18 protein-coding genes are annotated in these 18,191 nt (G+C 64.2%); 10 read left to right on the plus strand and 8 right to left on the minus strand.

The window, feature by feature from the left end:
• Positions 1-736: 736 nt before the first annotated feature.
• The 5 genes from LDB05_RS02405 to LDB05_RS02425 all read left to right on the plus strand — a co-directional run bounded on the left by LDB05_RS02405 (position 737) and on the right by LDB05_RS02425 (position 5,008).
• The gene (locus LDB05_RS02405) at positions 737-1,285 is read left to right on the plus strand and encodes a calcium-binding protein (protein ID WP_226006335.1); all 549 of its coding nucleotides are present in this window, start codon (positions 737-739) and stop codon (positions 1,283-1,285) included.
• 2 nt (positions 1,286-1,287) lie between these two features.
• The gene (locus tag LDB05_RS02410) at positions 1,288-1,611 is read left to right on the plus strand and encodes a hypothetical protein (RefSeq protein WP_226006336.1); all 324 of its coding nucleotides are present in this window, start codon (positions 1,288-1,290) and stop codon (positions 1,609-1,611) included.
• 398 nt (positions 1,612-2,009) lie between these two features.
• On the plus strand, positions 2,010-2,333 hold the full coding sequence (locus LDB05_RS02415) for a hypothetical protein (protein WP_226006337.1): 324 nt from the start codon (positions 2,010-2,012) through the stop codon (positions 2,331-2,333).
• Between the two features lie 165 nt (positions 2,334-2,498).
• Positions 2,499-4,694 carry a thioredoxin domain-containing protein gene (locus LDB05_RS02420; RefSeq protein WP_226006338.1) on the plus strand — a complete coding sequence of 732 codons (2,196 nt, stop codon included), beginning with the start codon at positions 2,499-2,501 and terminating at the stop codon, positions 4,692-4,694.
• A gap of 110 nt (positions 4,695-4,804) precedes the next feature.
• The gene (locus LDB05_RS02425; RefSeq protein WP_226006339.1) at positions 4,805-5,008 is read left to right on the plus strand and encodes a hypothetical protein; all 204 of its coding nucleotides are present in this window, start codon (positions 4,805-4,807) and stop codon (positions 5,006-5,008) included.
• A gap of 45 nt (positions 5,009-5,053) precedes the next feature.
• Here the strand turns inward: LDB05_RS02425 and LDB05_RS02430 are convergent, their stop codons facing one another.
• Together LDB05_RS02430 and LDB05_RS02435 are read right to left on the minus strand one after the other, a co-directional pair.
• Positions 5,054-5,428 carry a TlpA family protein disulfide reductase gene (locus LDB05_RS02430; protein ID WP_226006340.1) on the minus strand — a complete coding sequence of 125 codons (375 nt, stop codon included), beginning with the start codon at positions 5,426-5,428 and terminating at the stop codon, positions 5,054-5,056.
• A 101-nt stretch (positions 5,429-5,529) separates the two neighbouring features.
• Positions 5,530-5,859 (minus strand): VOC family protein, encoded by a 330-nt coding sequence (locus LDB05_RS02435; protein WP_226006341.1) that lies wholly within the window; start codon positions 5,857-5,859, stop codon positions 5,530-5,532.
• Positions 5,860-6,017: 158 nt separating this feature from the next.
• Between LDB05_RS02435 and LDB05_RS02440 the strand changes: the two genes are divergently transcribed.
• Together LDB05_RS02440 and LDB05_RS02445 are read left to right on the plus strand one after the other, a co-directional pair.
• Positions 6,018-7,001, plus strand: a complete 984-nt coding sequence (locus LDB05_RS02440) for a PLP-dependent cysteine synthase family protein (protein ID WP_226006342.1) — start codon at positions 6,018-6,020, stop codon at positions 6,999-7,001.
• 146 nt (positions 7,002-7,147) lie between these two features.
• Entirely contained in the window at positions 7,148-7,828 is a 681-nt protein-coding gene (locus tag LDB05_RS02445; RefSeq protein ID WP_226006343.1) for a hypothetical protein, read from the plus strand.
• Between the two features lie 71 nt (positions 7,829-7,899).
• Here the strand turns inward: LDB05_RS02445 and LDB05_RS02450 are convergent, their stop codons facing one another.
• From LDB05_RS02450 to LDB05_RS02460, 3 genes are all read right to left on the minus strand, one after another.
• Positions 7,900-8,511 (minus strand): DUF5804 family protein, encoded by a 612-nt coding sequence (locus LDB05_RS02450; protein WP_226006344.1) that lies wholly within the window; start codon positions 8,509-8,511, stop codon positions 7,900-7,902.
• 292 nt (positions 8,512-8,803) lie between these two features.
• Positions 8,804-9,982, minus strand: coding sequence for a tRNA sulfurtransferase (locus tag LDB05_RS02455; protein ID WP_226006345.1), 1,179 nt, complete (start codon positions 9,980-9,982; stop codon positions 8,804-8,806).
• 72 nt (positions 9,983-10,054) lie between these two features.
• Positions 10,055-11,308 (minus strand): MFS transporter, encoded by a 1,254-nt coding sequence (locus LDB05_RS02460; protein ID WP_226006346.1) that lies wholly within the window; start codon positions 11,306-11,308, stop codon positions 10,055-10,057.
• Between the two features lie 240 nt (positions 11,309-11,548).
• Between LDB05_RS02460 and LDB05_RS02465 the strand changes: the two genes are divergently transcribed.
• Positions 11,549-13,450, plus strand: coding sequence for a serine hydrolase domain-containing protein (locus tag LDB05_RS02465; RefSeq protein ID WP_226006347.1), 1,902 nt, complete (start codon positions 11,549-11,551; stop codon positions 13,448-13,450).
• A 16-nt stretch (positions 13,451-13,466) separates the two neighbouring features.
• Here the strand turns inward: LDB05_RS02465 and LDB05_RS02470 are convergent, their stop codons facing one another.
• Together LDB05_RS02470 and cyaB are read right to left on the minus strand one after the other, a co-directional pair.
• Positions 13,467-14,672 (minus strand): methionine adenosyltransferase, encoded by a 1,206-nt coding sequence (locus LDB05_RS02470; RefSeq protein ID WP_226006348.1) that lies wholly within the window; start codon positions 14,670-14,672, stop codon positions 13,467-13,469.
• A gap of 80 nt (positions 14,673-14,752) precedes the next feature.
• Positions 14,753-15,310: a class IV adenylate cyclase gene (gene cyaB, locus LDB05_RS02475; protein WP_226006349.1), complete on the minus strand. Its 558-nt coding sequence runs from the start codon at positions 15,308-15,310 to the stop codon at positions 14,753-14,755.
• 88 nt (positions 15,311-15,398) lie between these two features.
• On the opposite strand from cyaB, the gene LDB05_RS02480 reads away from it, so the two are divergent.
• Together LDB05_RS02480 and LDB05_RS02485 are read left to right on the plus strand one after the other, a co-directional pair.
• Positions 15,399-16,367: an FKBP-type peptidyl-prolyl cis-trans isomerase gene (locus LDB05_RS02480; protein ID WP_226006350.1), complete on the plus strand. Its 969-nt coding sequence runs from the start codon at positions 15,399-15,401 to the stop codon at positions 16,365-16,367.
• A gap of 100 nt (positions 16,368-16,467) precedes the next feature.
• On the plus strand, positions 16,468-17,463 hold the full coding sequence (locus LDB05_RS02485) for a DUF7972 family membrane protein (RefSeq protein WP_226006351.1): 996 nt from the start codon (positions 16,468-16,470) through the stop codon (positions 17,461-17,463).
• A gap of 16 nt (positions 17,464-17,479) precedes the next feature.
• Here the strand turns inward: LDB05_RS02485 and LDB05_RS02490 are convergent, their stop codons facing one another.
• Positions 17,480-18,106 (minus strand): RAD55 family ATPase, encoded by a 627-nt coding sequence (locus LDB05_RS02490; RefSeq protein WP_226006352.1) that lies wholly within the window; start codon positions 18,104-18,106, stop codon positions 17,480-17,482.
• Between the last annotated feature and the right edge of the window lie 85 nt (positions 18,107-18,191).

An 18,191-nucleotide genomic window follows, 5' to 3' on the forward strand; every position in this document is an offset into this window, starting at 1 on the left:
CGTCTCCCGGAGAGATGCTGGAAATACGATGATCCTGAGTCGGTTCGGTCCATTCCATCGGGTAGGGTATCGGTTGGGGAACGGTTGCTACCAGACGAATTCGATTTTACGGATACGTCGTTGCTACCGTAATTCGTCTCTCATACTGCCTGACTGTCCCAGGAACTCGCGTTCCGGTTGCGGTTTCATCCGGTGCTGTCACGTTCGGTCCGTTCGCTCGGAATGTGGCAATTGTACGGACCGATCACAACGTTCCAGCCAACTAGTTCGTCGGCCGATACGAGCGACGGAACCGGCCGGGGTCGCGCCGGTTGATCGTACACGACTACAGACTCTTTTACGGACTGTTGCCATGTGCATATCCGTCTTCTACTCAGTTCCGACGGACGTACAGGCACGGCTTCCGCCGATACACGGCGGCTAGCTGCCAGAGCTATTATTCCGCGGTACAAACGACATAATTCGCTGTTCCTCGTTCCGAACCGCATTGACCCTGTTTCTGATACTACTGGGGCCGTGATAGACCGCCGCGAATACGATTTTTAGAGGGTGAAACTGTCAGTAACCGTGTCTACCTAAAAACATCGAATCGGGCGTCACGAACGTCTTTCGAATGCCAGCACTCCAAGATCCTCCCAGACTGATTAAATTAATTGATACGGAAAGAAACGGTCGGCGGCGTTTATTCGACAACTCGACTAACGTCCGTTCACCCCAACAGGGGTTTGAGAGAAAAATGAGTGAACAAGACACGACAGGCGACTCGAGGCGGTCGTTCATGGCGAAGGGCGCCCTCGCGACAGGCGCACTGACGCTCGGAACGGGTGCCTTCGGGACAGCTACGGTCGGTGCACAGGAGAACGAAGTAGCGGTCTTCGCGTCGGGTTTCTTCCCCGGCGCGGAGTTCACCGTTCTCGACGAGCTCCAAACGAGCACGACAGTCGAGGTGTTACAGTTAGAAGGGGAAACAGTTGACGAGATTTCCCAACCCGACGAGTGGACCGGGCATATCATCCGATACGAAATCGGATCGGAATCGGGAATCACGACGTTCATGTTCGTGCGCGGTGGGAGCTTGAGTGCCGGTGATAGTGGAACGATCGCCTCGGACGCATCGGTGCTAAGTCCCGATCTGAATCTCATAAACACGTCACTGAACGGTGATGACGTTGAGACGGACGAGACGGACGAGACGGACGAGATGAACGAGACGGAAGAGACGGAAGAGACGGACGATAACGGTGTGGACGTGAATGTGACGACTGACGAGAACGGAGGTGAATAACAATGGTTCAAGATGATGGAACTGTCCTGGTGTACACGTACAATTTCGAAGCCGGCGAGAGCTTCGACGTCGTCTCGGAGCTCGAGACGTCTACGACGGTGCGGGCTCTGCAGACCGCCGAAGAAGAAACCGTCTCTGAAATCTCTCAGCCGGACGAATACAATGGTTACGTCATTCGATACCAAGTCGACGACGGACCACAGGGACCGACGGTCCTCATGTTCAGCCGTGATGCAACGTTCGATAGCGGTGATACCGGGACGCTTGGCGAAGATGCGCAGATCTTCAGCACTGAACTGAATCTCATCGCAACGCCGTTGGATTAGAGCTGCTCTCCCATTTTTAGCGACAGAGACCGATGACGCTTGCCACGGTTGCAACGGATCGAACGCCGTACTGGTAGCGACGCGAGGACGATCGGGGACGAACGGAGTCGCGACCGCCGATGCGAGGGCAGCGAACCTGCACGCCGATACATCATCGATACATGAAATCAAGCCAAGAGAGGAGCGGATCGACCGGATCTGACGGCCCACGGACCGATCCGACGACTGCTGCGACGAATCGGCGGTCGGACACCACCGGCGCAGCCGATCGTAATTCGTCCGAACTGCCCCGCTCAAACGACGCCGCCGACGCATGCTCGTCCGAAGGAGGGCCACCGGACGACGGCGACGCATCGGAACGATCCGTGCTGATACCGATGGACGGGTATCGGCCGGGGATGACAGTCCGCGTAGTCGATCGGTTACCGGCGCCGATCGTCGTCGAACTCCTCGAACTCCCGAACGACGAAACCGTTCCCGTCCTGACGCGACCTGACGAATACACCGGCTATGTCGTCCGATCCGAACCCGGTGGAACGCAAGTCTGGTCGACGGTGATCGTATTTACGCGTGATTCGCTGGAGAGCGGTGCGTGCTACGCGTTCGACGTCGGTGCGCAGGTGTTCAGCACGCAATTGTACCTCTTTGAGACGACGGCCCGTCGCATCGGCTCGACCGATTCGGCACCCGACGGGAACGACGGCGAGTGTAGTAGCAACTGAAAGTCAATGCACACCTACTCGCACGACTCCGTCGCGATTTGTGTGTGAATCGTTTCGGTTGCTACTATAGCGACGGACTGCGATCGACCGTCCGATTCGAGAGCGATCTGACCGTCGCGTCCGGTGAGCCCGTGTCTTTTACCGACCGCAGCCATAGGCTCCGACATGGATTCCCCAACGCAGCGCAACCGGCTCGAGGAAGAAGAGAGCCCGTATCTGCGCCAGCACGCGGACAACCCGGTCAACTGGCAGCCATGGGACGAACAGGCCCTCGACGCTGCCAAGGAACGCGACGTGCCGATTTTCCTCTCGATCGGCTACTCGGCGTGTCACTGGTGTCACGTCATGGAGGAGGAGAGCTTCGAAGACGAAGCGGTCGCCGACGTGCTCAACGAGAACTTCGTCCCGATCAAGGTCGACCGCGAGGAGCGCCCGGACGTCGACAGCATCTACATGACCGTCTGCCAGCTCGTGACTGGGCAGGGCGGCTGGCCGCTCTCGGCGTGGCTCACCCCCGAGGGCAAGCCCTTCTTCATCGGGACCTACTTCCCGCCCGAGGGGAAACGCGGCCAGCCCGGCTTTCTCGACCTCTGTGAGCGCATCAGCGACTCCTGGGGGAGCGACGAGGACCGCCCCGAGATGGAGACCCGCGCCGAGCAGTGGACCGACGCCGCGAAAGACCGGCTCGAGGAGACGCCGGACGCAGCGGAGGTCGATGCTCCCGGGTCTGCGGGCCCGCCCTCGAGCGACGTCCTCGAGACGGCCGCGGACGCGATTCTCCGCAGTGCCGACCGCCAGTACGGCGGCTTCGGGTCGGGTGGACCGAAGTTCCCGCAGCCCTCTCGTCTGCGCGTGCTCGCCAGAGCGTACGATCGAACCGGTCGAGAGGAGTGTCTCGAGGTGTTCGAGGAGGCCCTCGACGCGATGGCCGCGGGCGGACTCTACGACCACGTCGGCGGCGGTTTCCACCGCTACTGCGTCGACCGGGACTGGACCGTGCCCCACTTCGAGAAGATGCTGTACGACAACGCCGAGATCCCGCGAGCCTTCCTGTCGGGCTACCAGCTGACGGGTCAGGATCGCTACGCGACGGTCGTCTCGGAGACCCTCGCATTCGTCGACCGGGAGCTGACCCACGACGAGGGCGGCTTCTTCAGTACCCTCGACGCTCAGAGCGAGTCACCCGAGACCGGCGAGCGCGAGGAGGGGGCTTTCTACGTCTGGACGCCCGACGAAGTACGCGAGGTCCTCGAGAACGAGACCGACGCGAGCCTCTTCGGCGCGCGCTACGACATTTCCGAGTCGGGCAACTTCGAGGGTCGGAATCAGCCCAACCGCGTGGCCCGGGTGTCGGAACTCGCCGCCCAGTTCGATCTCGAGGAGAGCGAGATCCTGAAGCGACTCGACTCCGCCCGCCAGCAGCTGTTCGAAGCCCGCGAGGAACGTCCGCGGCCCGACCGCGACGAGAAGGTGCTCGCCGGCTGGAACGGCCTGATGATCTCCACGTACGCCGAGGCCGCGCTGGTACTCGGCGAGGACGAGTACGCCGAGACCGCCGTCGACGCCCTCGAGTTCGTTCGCGACCGCCTCTGGGACGACGACGAACAGCGGCTCTCGCGGCGATACAAGGATGGGGACGTCAAGGTCGACGGCTACCTCGAGGACTACGCCTTCCTCGCACGCGGTGCGCTCGATTGCTATCAGGCCACCGGCGAGGTCGACCACCTCGCGTTCGCCCTCGAATTGGCACGCGTCATCGAGGCCGAGTTCTGGGACCCGGACCAGGGGACGCTCTACTTCACGCCGGAGAGCGGCGAGTCGCTCGTGACGCGCCCGCAGGAACTGGGGGACCAGTCGACGCCCTCCGCGACCGGCGTGGCGGTCGAAACGCTGCTCGCGCTCGACGCCTTCGCTGCCGATGACTTCGAGGAAATCGCCGCTACCGTCCTCGAGACCCACGCGAACACTATCGAGGCGAGCGCGATCGAGCACGCGACGCTCTGTCTCGCCGCCGATCGACTCGCGGCCGGCGCGCTCGAAGTGACGGTTGCCTCCGACGACCTCCCCGACGAGTGGCGCGATCGGTTCGCGTCGCAGTATCTGCCCGACCGACTCTTCGCGCTGCGCCCGCCGACCGAAGACGGGCTCGAGAGCTGGCTCGATCAGCTGGAGCTCGAGGATGCGCCCGCGATTTGGGCTGGCCGAGAGGCGCGCGACGACGAACCGACGCTGTACGTCTGCCGCGATCGGACGTGTTCCCCGCCGACCCACGACGTCGAGGAGGCCCTCGAGTGGCTCGGTGAGAACGGCGGCTCCGTCGGCTCGAGCGAGACGATAGACGAATCGGGGAGTCCGTTCTAGCGTCAGCGGTCGGAATTTCCCTCTCGAGACGATATGTCGTAGCGAAAGCTCTGCCGTTCAGAGACGGGTCGGACATTGATTACGCTGGGCTTGTGAGTGGACAGTACTCGATGAGCAAATCGATTCAGTTCTCCGACGCGTTCTATCAGCATATCGCGTCTCACAACCGCGATGACGAATCAATAGAGGAGACGCTCCGACGGCTCATCGGCGGTCCAAACCCCGACGCGGTCAGCGGAATCCTCTCCGCCGAAACTGCAGCAACGATGCGGGAACAGCTATCCGAATCATCCGAGAACGGCCTCGATGAGTAACCAGTGTGTCGGAACGACTCGAGAGAGTCGGTTCGAATCGACGAATTACGACAGTTCCGCTTCGATTTCCTCAGCCAACCAGACCGCCGGCGGCACGTCCTCTTCCTCGACGAAGCGGGTGATCTCCGCGCCCTCGTCGTTTTCGACGACGATCGTCGGAATGTACTCGATGCCGTACTCCTCAACGCCCGGACCCTGCTTGTCCTGATCCAGACTGAACTCCTGGATTCGGTCGTCGGGAACGTCGGCCGCCTCGAGTGCCGCACCGAAGTCGGGCAACAGAGCACGACAGTCCTTGCACCAGTCGCCGGCCCAAATCTTGTACACCAGTTCGCCGCCGCGCGCTGCGAGCGTGTCGACCGCTTCCTCGTAGGACGCGGCGTCCCACGTGGGGTTCGGCCGCATGGTCTCGAGACTCATACACCCAGGTTGGGCATCGGACGGCTTAACCGCGGTGCTTCGAGAGCGGGTGCGACTCGACGGGGCTCGAGGGAGATCGAGCCATCGAGGCGAACGGAGGCTCACTCGAACGTCTGAAATTCGACCGTCCGTCCTTCGGGATCTGACGCGAAAAACTGGTAGATGTCGTACGTGTCGTTGAACTGCGGTTCGCCGTCGGCCCGATCGGCCAGCTGTTCGTACCGTTCGTCGACGCCATCGCGATCGTCGAAGACGAACGTGACGATCCCCTCGGTATCCGCGCAATCCCTGTCGCAGAATCCGAACCGAAACGCGCCCGCCTCGAGGATGGTACAATCCGGCTGCTCGAGCCAGACCTCGGCTCCGAGCGAGCGGTAAAAGTCGATCACGTCGTCGTGGCGCTCCGTCCGAAAGAACACGATTCCGTCCATACCGGCTGGTTGCGGCACAGGGTCAAAAAACTTCAAACGGGTATCGCGTTCGGCTCGATCAGTGACGCTGACGGTACCCCCATGATTCGGTCCGACACACCGGCACGTCCTGCCGAGGTCCCGCACGGGTTTACGTCTCGAACACCTACAGCGGGCCAATGAAAGGGAGCATCCTGGACACCATCGGCTCGCCGCTCGTCCAGGTCGACTCGCCGGAGGGAGCGACTGTCGCCGCGAAAGTCGAATCGTTCAACCCCGGCGGATCGGCCAAGGACCGGCCGGCCCGCGAGATGATCCGGGCCGCCGAACGCGACGGGCTGATCGAACCCGGCGACTGGCTCGTCGAACCGACCAGCGGGAACACCGGAATCGGCCTCGCGCTCGTCGCCGCCGCCCGCGACTACGATCTGACCATCGTCATGCCCGCCTCGAAATCCAAGGAACGCCAGCAGATCATGTCGGCCTACGGGGCCGATCTCGAACTGGTCGACGGCGAGATGGCAGACGCCCGCGCTCGCGCCGAGGAACTCGAGGAGGAGGGTGCAGTCCAGCTCGGCCAGTTCGAGAACCCCGCGAACCCGCAGGCGCACTATCAGACGACCGGCGAGGAGATCGTCGAACAGGTCGGCGACCGCGAGGTCGATGCCCTCGTCGCCGGCGTCGGGACCGGCGGCACGATATCCGGAATCGGGCGGCGTCTCCGGGAGGAGTTTCCCGACATCGAGATCGCCGCCGTCGAGCCGGCCAGAAACGCCGTCCTCTCGACTGGCGAAGCGGGTCACGACGAGTTCCAGGGGATGGGCCCCGGCTTCATCAGCGACAACCTCGATCTCGACTTGCTTGATCGCGTCGAGACGGTCAAACTCGAGGACGCCGAGGAGGAGTGTCGCCGCCTCGCACGCGAGGAGGGAATTCTCGTCGGCCAGTCCAGCGGCGCAACGAGTCTCGTCTCCCAGCGGATCGCACGAGAGATCGCCGACCCCGACGTCACGTGCCCCGAGGTGCCGACCGCGTTCGACGAGGGACGACAGTCGGCCTCGCCCGAGACCGACGGTGGACAGGCGGCCGACGATTGCCCGCTGGTCGTCACCGTCTTCTGGGACAGCGGCGAACGGTATCTCTCGACCGGGCTCTTCGACTGATCGGACTTCGTTTTCGACGTTCTATCGGCCGTTATCGCCCGTTCTATTCGCTCCATGCGGAGAATCGGTTCCGGATCTCCCTAACGAAAACGACTCTTTTACCTTCCAGAATACACTTTAATCATCGCATCGTATCGTGAATCGGGATGACATGTCCCTCCAGACGAACGGTGCTGAGCGGAGCCGGGTCCATACTCGCGCTCTCGGCAGGCTGTCTCTCAGACGACACTAACAACGGATCGAACGGTAACGGAAACGGCGATTCGGACGGAAACGGCGGCGGCAACGGCGATAGTGACGAGGGATCGACCGACGGTGACGACACCGATGCGGAATCGACTCCGCCCGAGAAACTGGCGGGGCACGAAACCCACGCGTTCCAGTCTCCGGACCGGTCGGAATCGCCGGCGGCGTCCCTGTTTATCGAGCGCACCGGCGCCGAAGATTGGCTCGACAAGCGGGAAGAAACACCGGACGCACTGTCCGAATTCGTCGAGGCAACCGACTTCGAGACGTCGGTCCTGGTGTCCCTCGAGGCCGGCGCGCCCAACCCCTGCCACGAGCTGGCCCTCGAATCGATCGACGTCGACGAGAACGAGGACGGGGACGACGCGCTCGCCCTCGAGGCCGCGGTTCGAGAGGAATCGGACGATGACGAGGCCTGTATCACGCAGGAGGTGACCGTCGGCCGCCTCGTTCGAGCGACGTTCGAATCCGAGCGACTAACGACGGTGTCCGCGAGTATCGTCGACAGAAACGGTCAGAGCCACGGGATCGGAATCGCGAGCGACAGCACATCTGCGAGCGCGAGCGATAGCGAGGAGTAACCGGCAACTGCGAATCGGTCCTCCGTCTCGATCGCCGGTGTTCGTGCGATCGCCCCCGATCGGGAGCCGCGTCAGGGAGTATATTCGGATTCAGTGAGGCGGACGATGAGCGTTTCCTCGACGTCTCGGAGATCGTATTCGGGAAGTTCGCCGTCGGTTCGGCGCACGTACAGCGGTTCGACGAGCCGATGCGTCGGCTCGGCGACGCCCGGCCGGTCGGCGTCGCTCGAGTCGTCCGCGCCCGCCGACGGTTCGCCGTCCCCCGCGGAGTCGGTCGTCCCGCTCGGGTCGTCGTCCGGCCCCCGATTCGAGTCGACGGCTCCGGCAGGGGTGTTGGGCTCCGGGTCAACTCGCTCGAGTCCGTACAGCTTGCAGAATTCGTCGGTTTCGTCGGGCTCGACGTCGCCGTTTCGGAGCTGCGTCGCCAGCGGCCGCGAGAGCCACTCGTCGTCGCTGATGCTCGGTTCCTGGACGAGGACCTCGTTGACGAACCGGGTGAGATACCAGTTGAGGTCGTTCAGCAGCGAGACGGCAGCGCCGATGCTCACCGTCCGGACGGCGAGGGAGTTCTCGAACGGCCGCTCCAGATCGTAGGTCGCCAGCGCTTCGCGAGCCGTTTCGCGGGAGAGTAGCTCGTACTGGAGGTTGGTCCCGGCCTCGCCGATGAGACAGACGCGGGTCACTACTGTGTGGTCGGAGCGACGGTGTAATGTCGGTTTCGGCTTCTAGATGGGTTCCCCGGTAGGTCAGGCTTCTGTCGTAACACGAATCGATCCGGGACCGCGACCGTAGTGAAAGCCCCTGCTCCGATCGACTCGATGGACTCGCTGCGCGCTTCAAGGTTCGCTTCACTCACCTCTGTAGTGCTTGCGTCGTCCGTCTTCGTCGATCGGAGCAGCCCCTTTCAGTCCCACCCAAGCGGTGGCTCGCTGCATCACCTACGAGCAGGGTGAAAACGAAATCTGTGATGCCGATTCAGGGTTCGACCAGTTCCGCGTTCTTCGCCGCTTCCTCGGCGCGCTCGAGCAGGTCGTCCGGTTCGGCCCGCAGCAGCGGTTTTAGCCGAGCGTTGGTCTCGACCTGATCGGGGGTGACGCGGTTGCAGCCGGCGTTCATGGTCGAGTCGGTGAACGTACCGATCTCGCGGGCCTGGGCGACGATGTACTGTTTGTCACGGGTCAGCAGCGGCCGGTGGATCGGCAACCGCGTCGCACGGCTGGTGACGCCGAGGTTCCGGATCGTCTGACTGGACTTCTGGCCGGCGGCCTCGCCGGTGACGATTCCATCCGCGTTAATGCGTTCGGCCAGCGTCTCCGCGGCACGATAGAAGAACCGGCGCAGGGAGAGCATCCGGCCCTGTTCCATCTCCCGAACCAGCAGATCGACCGTCTCGCCGCCGGGGATCCGGTAGACCTGCATGTCGAAGTTCGGCGCGTACTCCGAGAGGATTCGGACCGTTTCCATGGCGCGCGCCTCGTGGTCGATCCCGCCGTAGTCGCCGAGGTCGACGTAGGCGGGGACGACCGGGCTGCCGCGTTTCATCATCTCGTAGGCCGCGACGGGCGAGTCGATCCCGCCGCTGACCAGGGCGATGACCGGTTCCTGCGATCCGAGCGGGAGCCCGCCCGGCCCATCGATCATCTCGAGGTAGACGAACGCCACGTCCTCGCGCACTTCGACGCCGAACGTGAGATCGGGATCGTCGAGGTCGACTTCGGGTTCGAACTCGTCCTCCACGGCCTCCCAGACGGCCGTGCCGGCCTCGCGAGCCAGGTCTTCGCTGTCGTAGGGGAGGCTCTTGTCCGCTCGACGGGCGTCGACCGCGAACGTGCCGCCGTCGTAGTGCTCGAGTGCGGCCTCTTCGACCGCCTCGAGGATGCGTTCCTTTTCGGGACTGACGGTCAGGGCGGGGCTCGCGGAGACGACGCCGAAAGTGTCCGTCGCGGCGTCGGTCGCGGCCTCGATGGCGTCCGCGCTCGTGTGAACGAGCGGCCGGTTCCACCGGCGCTCGACCTCGCCGGGAATCGACCGGTCCGCGAGGAGGGCCTCGAGGTTCTCCGCGAGGCGGTCCTCCATGTACCGCTTGACCGTGTTGCTCTTGGTGTTGAGGTCCCCGTGACGAACGAGGACGGTGTCGGCTCCCGGGGGGTGCATGGACTGTGATAGACGGTTCGGGCTATAAGGGGGTTACGAGGTCGGGGTCGCCATCGAGGAGGCCACCGTCGGTCACACGATCGACTCCTCGACCGTCGGGCTCAGGCTGCCGGTGTACGAGTAGATTCCGGCGACGAGAACGGCACCGGCGATCAGCGGGATTATCGCGCTGAGGGCGTACAGCACGTCGTAGCCGACGGCGGTGGCGAACGGAAGCGAGAGCAAGGGTCCGAGACCGCCGCCGACGTCGCCGAAGATATTGTTAGTGCCCATCGCCCTGCCCATCCGATCCTCCGGTGTGAGATCTGCGAGCAGCGCCGTAAGTGGACCGCCGACGCCGCCCTGTCCCGCGCCGATGAGGATACAGCCGAGTACGACGGCGCCCAACGACGGCGCGAGCGTGAGCACGACGAACCCGGCACAGCTCGTCGCGAGGAAGGCGATCAGGACGGGCATCCGAGCGCCGACGGCGTCGCTGATCTTGCCGCCGGAGATCGTAAAGACCGCTCCTGAGAGTGCGGACACCGCCATCAGCAGTCCGGAAGTCCCCTGTTCCCCGTAGTCGATGCCGTAGCCCGCGAGTTCGACCGAGAGCGTGAGCGATTCGACCTCGAGGTACAGCACCAGCGTCGAGAAGAGTACCCCGATGTACGCGAAGTAGAGGCCGAAGTTGACCAGCCCGACGGTGAGCGCGGGCAGGGTCGTCTCGAAGTCCCAGGGTTTGATCGACGAGTCGGTCGATTCGACGTGGGTTTCGGGAACGATGAAGAACGCGATGACGCTCGCGAGACCGGCGAACGAGGCCGCCAGGGCGAACGCCCAGACGTTGGAGTAGACCTCGCTGACGATGCCGCCCAGCACCATGCCCGCGGGGAAGCCGAAGGTGATTCCGGCCCGGACGATGCCCATGCTCGTTCCCCGCGAGCTGGCTTCGCTGACGTCGGCGGTGATCGTGTACGCCGTCGCGAACACGAGCGCGCTCCCGATCCCCCAGGTGACCCGCGCGACGACGAACCAGAGCTCCGGCGTCGCGGACCTGATCGCGATCACGTAACCGAACGTCGCCAGTCCCTCGACCGCCAACCCGACGACGAACGGCGTTCGAGTCCCGATCCGGTCGACCAACACGCCGGCCGGCCCGTTCGCCACCAGTCGCGTCCAGCGGTTCGCCGAGAGAATGACGCCGACCATGAACGCGGAAATCCCCAGCACCTCGCCGAGATTCGGCAGGATCGGGAAGACGACCCCGCCGCCGAAACCGACGAAGAAGGTACTCGCGACGACGGCGTAGACGACGCGATCCGAACGGGTCGATGGCGGTGACACTGGTATCGACTCCGGCTATCTGGGGTCGACACACGGACGCAGACTGCGGTCAGATTTGGATGTTGCGATGGATTCGCGCGCTGCCGGTACCCCACACTACGCAGTCACCATCGGCAAGGCCCCACCGGGCGATAGCTGACCGGACGAACCGAGGCCGTCGAAAGTCGGCGGGGCCGCTTGCTATTGGTCGATTAATGTGGATCAGAAAACATTTGTGTTACGTTTCGATTGTAGTACATAATGTCCACTACCCTCAACCGTCGGCGTTTTCTCGCGGGTAGTGCCGGCGCGGGCGCTGCACTGGCTACCGGCAGCGTCCCGGGCTGCGCGCAGTCGACGGATAGCGATTCCGATCCGGCCGATCACGACGACCTCGAGGCGTTCGTGGACGACGCGATCGAGTCGGAACTCGCGGAGACCGACGCTTCGGGAGCCGTCGTGTCGGTCGTTCACGACGGCTCGGTCGCGCTCGCGAAGGGATACGGAGAGACCACGTTCGACGGTACGGACGTGACTGCGACCGAGACGCCGGTCCAGACGGGATCTATCTCGAAACTCGTCACCTTCACCGCGGCGATGCAACTCGTCGATCGCGGCGAGATCGACCCTCGCAGCGACGTGACCGACTCCCTCGAGTCGGTGTCGATTCCGGACGCCGAGGACCCGCTCACGCTCGCTCATTTGGCGACGCACACCCCTGGGTTCGAAATCCGATCGCGAAACGATACGGTCGGCGACCTCGCTCACCGACAGTCGCTTTCGACGTCGATCAGTACCTACCGACCGGCACGGGTTCGTCCGCCGGGCGAGCTCATGGGGTACACGAACTACGCTGCCGCGGTGACGGGACAGCTCGTCGCCGACGTCGACGGATCGTCGTTCGAGGAGTACGCCCAGCGGGAGATATTCGCCCCGCTCGAGATGGACCGAAGCACGTTCGCGCCCGTTCCCGATCACCTCGACGGGGACGGCCGCGACGCGCTCGTGGATGCGCTTCCCTGGCACTCCAACGTGCCGCCGGCGTCCGGACTGTGGTCGACGGGAGCAGACATGGCACAGTTCATGCTGGCGCATCTCCAGGCCGGTCGCACCGATGCGGGGCGAGTCCTCTCCAGGGAGGCGACGGAAAAGATGCACAGCCAGTGGTTCTCTCCTCACGATGAACTCGACGGGATGGCGTTCGGCTTCTTCGAACGGACCAGAGACGACGTTCGGCTCCTCTCCCACGGCGGCTCGGGGCCCAGCTACGGGAGCCAACTCGTTCTTATTCCGGAGCTCGAGCTCGGCCTGTTCGTCTCGTTTCAGGGCAGTCAGACGGGCACAGCGGCAGGGTCGTTCAAAGACGAGTTTCTCGATCGATACGTACCGACCACCGACGCGGCGTTGACGCCGGACGGACGCCCGGAACGGGCCGACGAGCTCGAGGGCAGCTACCGACCGTTTCCGATCCACGAGCACACGACGTACGGGAAATTGCTGCTCTCGGCGTACACCGGCGACGTGGAGGTTCGGATCGAAGACGACGGCACGCTGGTCACGGACACCGGGAGTACCAGCCGCTGGGTCGAGATCGAACCGCTCGTCTTTCGTCGGGTCGACGGCCAGCGGACGCTCGTCTTCCACGAGGAAGGGAGCGACGTCACGGCGCTCTCGAGCGACGGGATGCCGTGGGCGTCCGTGCCGATCACGCGGCTCGATGACCTGTCCGTCCAGGCCGGACTCGCGCTCGGAGCGTCCCTCGTCGTGCTCTCGGGTAGTCTGGGATGGCCCCTCGCCGCAGCCGTGCGCCGATACCGCGGGCCGCCGCAGTCACGGTCGGGATCGCCTCGACGTGCGCGGCTGGCCGCGGGTGGCGCCGGCGGACTCCTGTTCGGGTTCGTCGTCGCGGTCGTCGTCGCCTTCGCACTCGTGTCGGCCCTCGACGCTCCCTCGCTGCTCCAGCGCCCGCCCCGCGGATTCGGGCTGCTGTTCGTGCTGCCGATCGCCGGTGCCGCCGCGACGCTCGTGGCCGTGGGCTACGTCGTTCAGGCGTGGCTCGAGGGGTTCTGGAGCCTCACTGTCCGCGTCCACTACACTGCAGTGGTCTGCGCGCTCGTGGTGTTGCTCTGGCTGTTCCGCTACTGGAACCTGTTCTGGCCGTAGCGTACGGTTCGGGCGGTTAGAACGTCGACAGTTCGCCCTCGATCACGCTGCGGGTGATTTCGGTGACGGCCGCGAGTTCCCGATCGACGATCGCCTCGACGTCGTCTTCGACGTCCGACACCGAGACGCTATCGTCAGTGACGACCTGGACGTCGGCGACGTGGGGCTGATCGATCGGCCGGCCGATCTGGCTCAGAAGTCGGACGCGGAGGTCGCGGATCCCGTCGACCTCGCCGACCACGCCCTCGGCGATCTCCGTCGAGAGCAGGTTGTAGATCTTCCCGATGTGGTTGACCGGGTTCTTCCCGCTCGTCGCTTCCATCGACATCGAGCGGTTGGGCGTGATGAGCCCATTCGCGCGGTTGCCTCGCCCGACGGAACCGTCGTCGCCCTGCTCGGCGGAGGTACCAGTGACCGTGAGATAGATCGACCCCTCGTCGTAGTCGTCGGCCGTGTTGACGTGGACGTCGACCGCGCGGTCGGTGTACTCGCGCGCGACGCCGTCGGCGAACTCGCGGACCGACTCGACTGCCTCGATGTACTCGTCCATGTCCGCGATGTACTCGTCGACCATCGCCGCCGCGACGGTGACGTCGATCTCGTCGCCCTCGCGCTTGCCCATGATCTTCACGTCCGGACCGAGTTCGGGGTTTTCCTCGGCGTACTCCCCGTTCAGCCGGCGTTCGGTCTCGAGGACGATCTGTTCCGTCTCCGTCAGCGGCGCGTGGCCGACGCCGAAGCTCGTGTCGTTGGCCATCGGCACGCTGACTTCGTCCTCTCCGAAGACCTCCTGCAGATCGCCGCTTCCCTCCCCGAGCTTGACGTCGACGACGATGTCCTCGCCGACGGTCAGCTGGGGAATGTTCGTCTCGAGGTACTCCCGCGCGGCCCGCAGCGCGATGGTCTCGGCGGGGATGGTCTGGCCCTCGTAGTGTTTGGTCGCGCGGCCGACGATCAGCAGGTAGATGGGGTCGACGACCTCGCCGCCGCCGAACGCGGGCGCGGCCTCGCCGGCGACGAGTTGCGTCTCGTCGGTGTTGAAGTGAAGTACTTCGCCGACGCGATCGAGATACTCGCGTGCGAGCGCCCCGGCGACGCTCTCGGCGATGCCGTCACAGATGGAGTCGGGGTGTCCGATTCCCTTTCGTTCGACGATTTCGACCTCCTGATCCTCGACCGCTTGCCGGTCGATAGACTCGATCCGGATGTTCCGCTCGCTCATTGTCGGTTCTTGACGGAGCGAGTTCGTATAACTTGCGGAAACAGATACCGTCCAGAAAATGCCCTCGGGTTATGTAGCTGTCAACGGGCAGTCGACTCGCCCTCGAGCAACAACCCGAGATACGAGGTCCGAATCTGATCGTCGGGATCGAGTCCCAGTCGCTCGAGCACGTCGTAGGCCCCCTCGCGGGCCACCTCGAGATCGGATTCGCTCTCGACTTCTGTCTCGACCTCGACGTACTGGCCGACGTCCTCGACCGAGTCGAGCGTGATCGTGTACCCCTCGATCGCGAACCGCTCGCGTTCCTTTCGGACGGTCGCAGCGGGTTCGAAGCCGAGGTTCGTCAGGATCGCTGCGAACGTCTCACGGTCCGCCACGGCAGTTTCGACCTCCTCGCGGGTCTTGGATTCGTCGTCGAGGAGCGGCCCCTTGTAGGTGACGCGGGTTTCGGCGGACTCGTCTTCGAGACGCTCCGACCGAATCCGAAGGGCCTCGTCCGTCTCGGCGAACTCGCGGTGGGGCGCGTCGTAGTACGTATCGACCTGGACGACGTTTCCCAGCGGCGTCGCTCCATGGTCCTCGAGGCGGTCACGGACCGCCTCGAGAGCGGCGGGCACCTTCGCTTCGACCTCGTACATGGCCGTGAGAACGCACAGCGGTCGTAAGTATCGGTCGCTCTCGGCGCAAAGCGTCGTACTTAAATGTAGACGGCCGGACGTACAACGTATGACCGAGGAACAAGAGGCCGAGCTAGATGAGCAGGCCGATGACGTCGATGAAGAAGTAGCCGACGAAGACACCGAGGAAGCCGAGGGACTGCAGGACGGCGACTTCGTCGAACTCGAGTACACCGCGTACACCGTCGAGGACGATCAGCTGGTCGATACGACCGACCCCGAGGTCGCCGAGGAAGAGGGCGTCGACGACCAGGGCCAGGAGTTCAAGCCGCGGACGATCGTCGTCGGCGAGGGCCACATCTTCGAGGCCGTCGAGGACGCGATCGTCGGCTCCGAACCCGGCGATTCCGGCACCGTGACCGTCCCCGCCGAGGACGCCTTCGGCGAGTACGACCCGGACGACGTCCAGACCGTCAGCGCGGAGAAGATCGACGAGGACGACCGCTATCCTGGCGCAAACGTGCAGATCGACGGCCAGCAGGGCTACATCAGCACGATCATCGGCGGCCGCGCCCGCGTCGACTTCAACCACCCGCTGGCCGGTGAGGACGTCGAGTACGAGTACACGATCGCCGACGAGGTCGACGACCGCGAGCAGCAGGCCGCCGGCCTGTTCGAGATGTACCTCGGCATGGAGCCCGAGCTCTGGATCGAGACGGACGAGGTCAAGGAAGAGGTCCCCGTCGAACCCGACGAGGATGACGACGAGGACGCCGAGCCCGAATTCGAAACCGAGACGGTCGAGAAGGAAACGCTCTACCTCGAGGCCACGCCCCAGATGACCATGAACCAGCAGTGGATGATGGGCAAACAGCAGATCGGCCAGGACATCATCGACAAGATCGGCGTCGACCGCGTCATCGTCCAGGAAGTCATCGACGGCATGGGCGGCATGGGCATGGGCGGTATGATGGGCGGCATGGGCGGTATGGGCGGCGGCGACATCGAGGAGGCCCTCGAGGACGCCGACGTCGACGCCGACGAGATCGTCGACGAGCTCGAAGGCGCCGAGGAATAACGACACACGAGAGTCGTCGATCGTTCCGTCAGCCGTCGACGACCACGAACCTGCGCGGATCGACTTTTTCGTCCGCGAAAACGTAGGCCGAGTGGCCACGATGGACGAATCGACGAGTGACGGCGGTGGAGAACGGCCGTCCGGCGGCGGAACTAGACGGGCCACGCGGTGGATCCTGCTCACCGGCAATCGGTTCGTGATCGCTGCGGCCCTCTCGAGCGCGTTCGGACTGGCCTATCTGGGACTGTCGATCGCGAACGTCGCCCCCCTCGCGGACACGCGACCACTGCTCTACGCGTTCAGCGGACTGATATCGGGGAACTTCACGCTGATCACCGTCGTCGTCTCGATCAATCAACTAGTGCTCTCCCGCGAACTGCGGACGCCGGGCGAACTCGAGTCGGAGATCGAGCAGACGTCCGACTACCGCGAGCAGGTCGAGGCGGTCACGAACCGAACCGCACCGGCCGAGCCAGCCGGCTTCCTCCGGCTCGTCGTCGAGAGTACGCGCCAGGAGGCCCAGCGGCTCGGCGGACTGGCCGCCGGGACCGTACCGACGGACGCCCTGGACGAGATCGACGAGGTCGTGACAAGTATCACCGACGAGTTCGATCGAATCGACGATCACATCGAGCGGTCGGACGCCGGCATCTTCAGCACGCTCTCGCTGATGCTCGAGACGAACTTCGCGCGCGAGATTCAGCGGCTCGAGGAGATTCAGCGAACTCACGGAGACGACATCCCCGCGGACGTCGACGAGGCGATCGGAAACGTCCGCGACCGGTTGCGGGAGATGGACATCGCTCGCCAGTACTTCAAGGCGATGTACCTGCAGGTCGAACTCTCCCGGCTCTCGCGGTACTTGCTCTATACGGGCGTCCTCGCGGTCGGCACCGCCATCGCGGCGCTGTTCGTTCTGACCGCCGGGGCAGGCCCGCCCTTCGCGCGGTCGGTCCGTGCGGTTATCTTTCCGATCGCCGTTGCGGCCGGTGTACTCCCCCTCATGGTTCTGTTCGCGTACATCCTGCGCACGGCGACGGTCACGCAACGGACCGCTGCGGTCACGCCGTTTACGACGCCGGAACAGGAGGCCTGATGCGAAGCTGGCTGTATCACGCGATGTCGCGGCTCGTGTCGATCGCCACTTCCTCCGTGAGCTCGAGCTTGATCGCATCGGTCGGCTGACTGCCGCCGCGGAACTTGGGGATCGTCAGGTGGTTCTCGAGTTCCGTGCCGGCGATCTCGGTCCGAAGATCGAAGACGGCGTCCACCGCGTGGAAGGTCCGGGATCGGTTCGTCGGAACCGTGTCCCCCTTCAGGCAGTGGAGGACGGCGATGCTCCCCGTCTCGAGCATCTTGGCTTTGAGGTCGTTGAGGAAAGTGACGTACTCGTCGGTGTCGCACCGCTCGAGGACGTCCATCGTGTCGATGATGAGGTTGGCGCCGTCGGGGAGGGCGCCGATGAGACGGGTCGCCTCCTCGAGCGGCGTGTTGCTGCTAACGTGTCTGACCGTCGGGCTCCCGACGGACGACGGCGAGGCTTCGATCGCGTGCCGGACGGCGTCGTCGGAGCGCTCGGTCGTCAGATAGAGCGTTCCGCGGGCGGCCGTAAGCTCGTAGAGCAGAAGTTCGGATTGGCTAGCCGGCTCGGCGGTGTAGGCGACGATGCACCCCGGCGGGAGTCCACCGTCGAGCTTTCGGTCGAGTACGTCGATTCCAGTGTCCAGCCGGCCGACCATACAGGTTAACCAATTACTACAGTGCGTGTATAACTCTTTGCCTTGGTACACCGTCTCCTGAATCGAAGGGTGGCGACTCCCACTC

This window comes from Natrinema salinisoli, from assembly GCF_020405205.1.
GTDB classification, from domain to species: Archaea; Halobacteriota; Halobacteria; order Halobacteriales; family Natrialbaceae; genus Natrinema; species Natrinema salinisoli.

What these genes read in the sequence shown, in the direction of transcription:
- LDB05_RS02420 (WP_226006338.1), top strand. Translation starts at nt 2,499, where the DNA reads ATGGATTCCCCAACGCAGCGCAACCGGCTCGAGGAAGAAGAGAGCCCG.
- LDB05_RS02455 (WP_226006345.1), bottom strand. Translation starts at nt 9,982, where the DNA reads ATGCACCCCCCGGGAGCCGACACCGTCCTCGTTCGTCACGGGGACCTC.
- LDB05_RS02485 (WP_226006351.1), top strand. Translation starts at nt 16,468, where the DNA reads ATGGACGAATCGACGAGTGACGGCGGTGGAGAACGGCCGTCCGGCGGC.
- LDB05_RS02490 (WP_226006352.1), bottom strand. Translation starts at nt 18,106, where the DNA reads ATGGTCGGCCGGCTGGACACTGGAATCGACGTACTCGACCGAAAGCTC.
- cyaB (WP_226006349.1), bottom strand. Translation starts at nt 15,310, where the DNA reads ATGTACGAGGTCGAAGCGAAGGTGCCCGCCGCTCTCGAGGCGGTCCGT.
- LDB05_RS02425 (WP_226006339.1), top strand. Translation starts at nt 4,805, where the DNA reads ATGAGCAAATCGATTCAGTTCTCCGACGCGTTCTATCAGCATATCGCG.
- LDB05_RS02480 (WP_226006350.1), top strand. Translation starts at nt 15,399, where the DNA reads ATGACCGAGGAACAAGAGGCCGAGCTAGATGAGCAGGCCGATGACGTC.
- LDB05_RS02410 (WP_226006336.1), top strand. Translation starts at nt 1,288, where the DNA reads ATGGTTCAAGATGATGGAACTGTCCTGGTGTACACGTACAATTTCGAA.
- LDB05_RS02445 (WP_226006343.1), top strand. Translation starts at nt 7,148, where the DNA reads ATGACATGTCCCTCCAGACGAACGGTGCTGAGCGGAGCCGGGTCCATA.
- LDB05_RS02435 (WP_226006341.1), bottom strand. Translation starts at nt 5,859, where the DNA reads ATGGACGGAATCGTGTTCTTTCGGACGGAGCGCCACGACGACGTGATC.
- LDB05_RS02465 (WP_226006347.1), top strand. Translation starts at nt 11,549, where the DNA reads ATGTCCACTACCCTCAACCGTCGGCGTTTTCTCGCGGGTAGTGCCGGC.
- LDB05_RS02405 (WP_226006335.1), top strand. Translation starts at nt 737, where the DNA reads ATGAGTGAACAAGACACGACAGGCGACTCGAGGCGGTCGTTCATGGCG.
- LDB05_RS02470 (WP_226006348.1), bottom strand. Translation starts at nt 14,672, where the DNA reads ATGAGCGAGCGGAACATCCGGATCGAGTCTATCGACCGGCAAGCGGTC.
- LDB05_RS02415 (WP_226006337.1), top strand. Translation starts at nt 2,010, where the DNA reads ATGACAGTCCGCGTAGTCGATCGGTTACCGGCGCCGATCGTCGTCGAA.
- LDB05_RS02440 (WP_226006342.1), top strand. Translation starts at nt 6,018, where the DNA reads ATGAAAGGGAGCATCCTGGACACCATCGGCTCGCCGCTCGTCCAGGTC.
- LDB05_RS02430 (WP_226006340.1), bottom strand. Translation starts at nt 5,428, where the DNA reads ATGAGTCTCGAGACCATGCGGCCGAACCCCACGTGGGACGCCGCGTCC.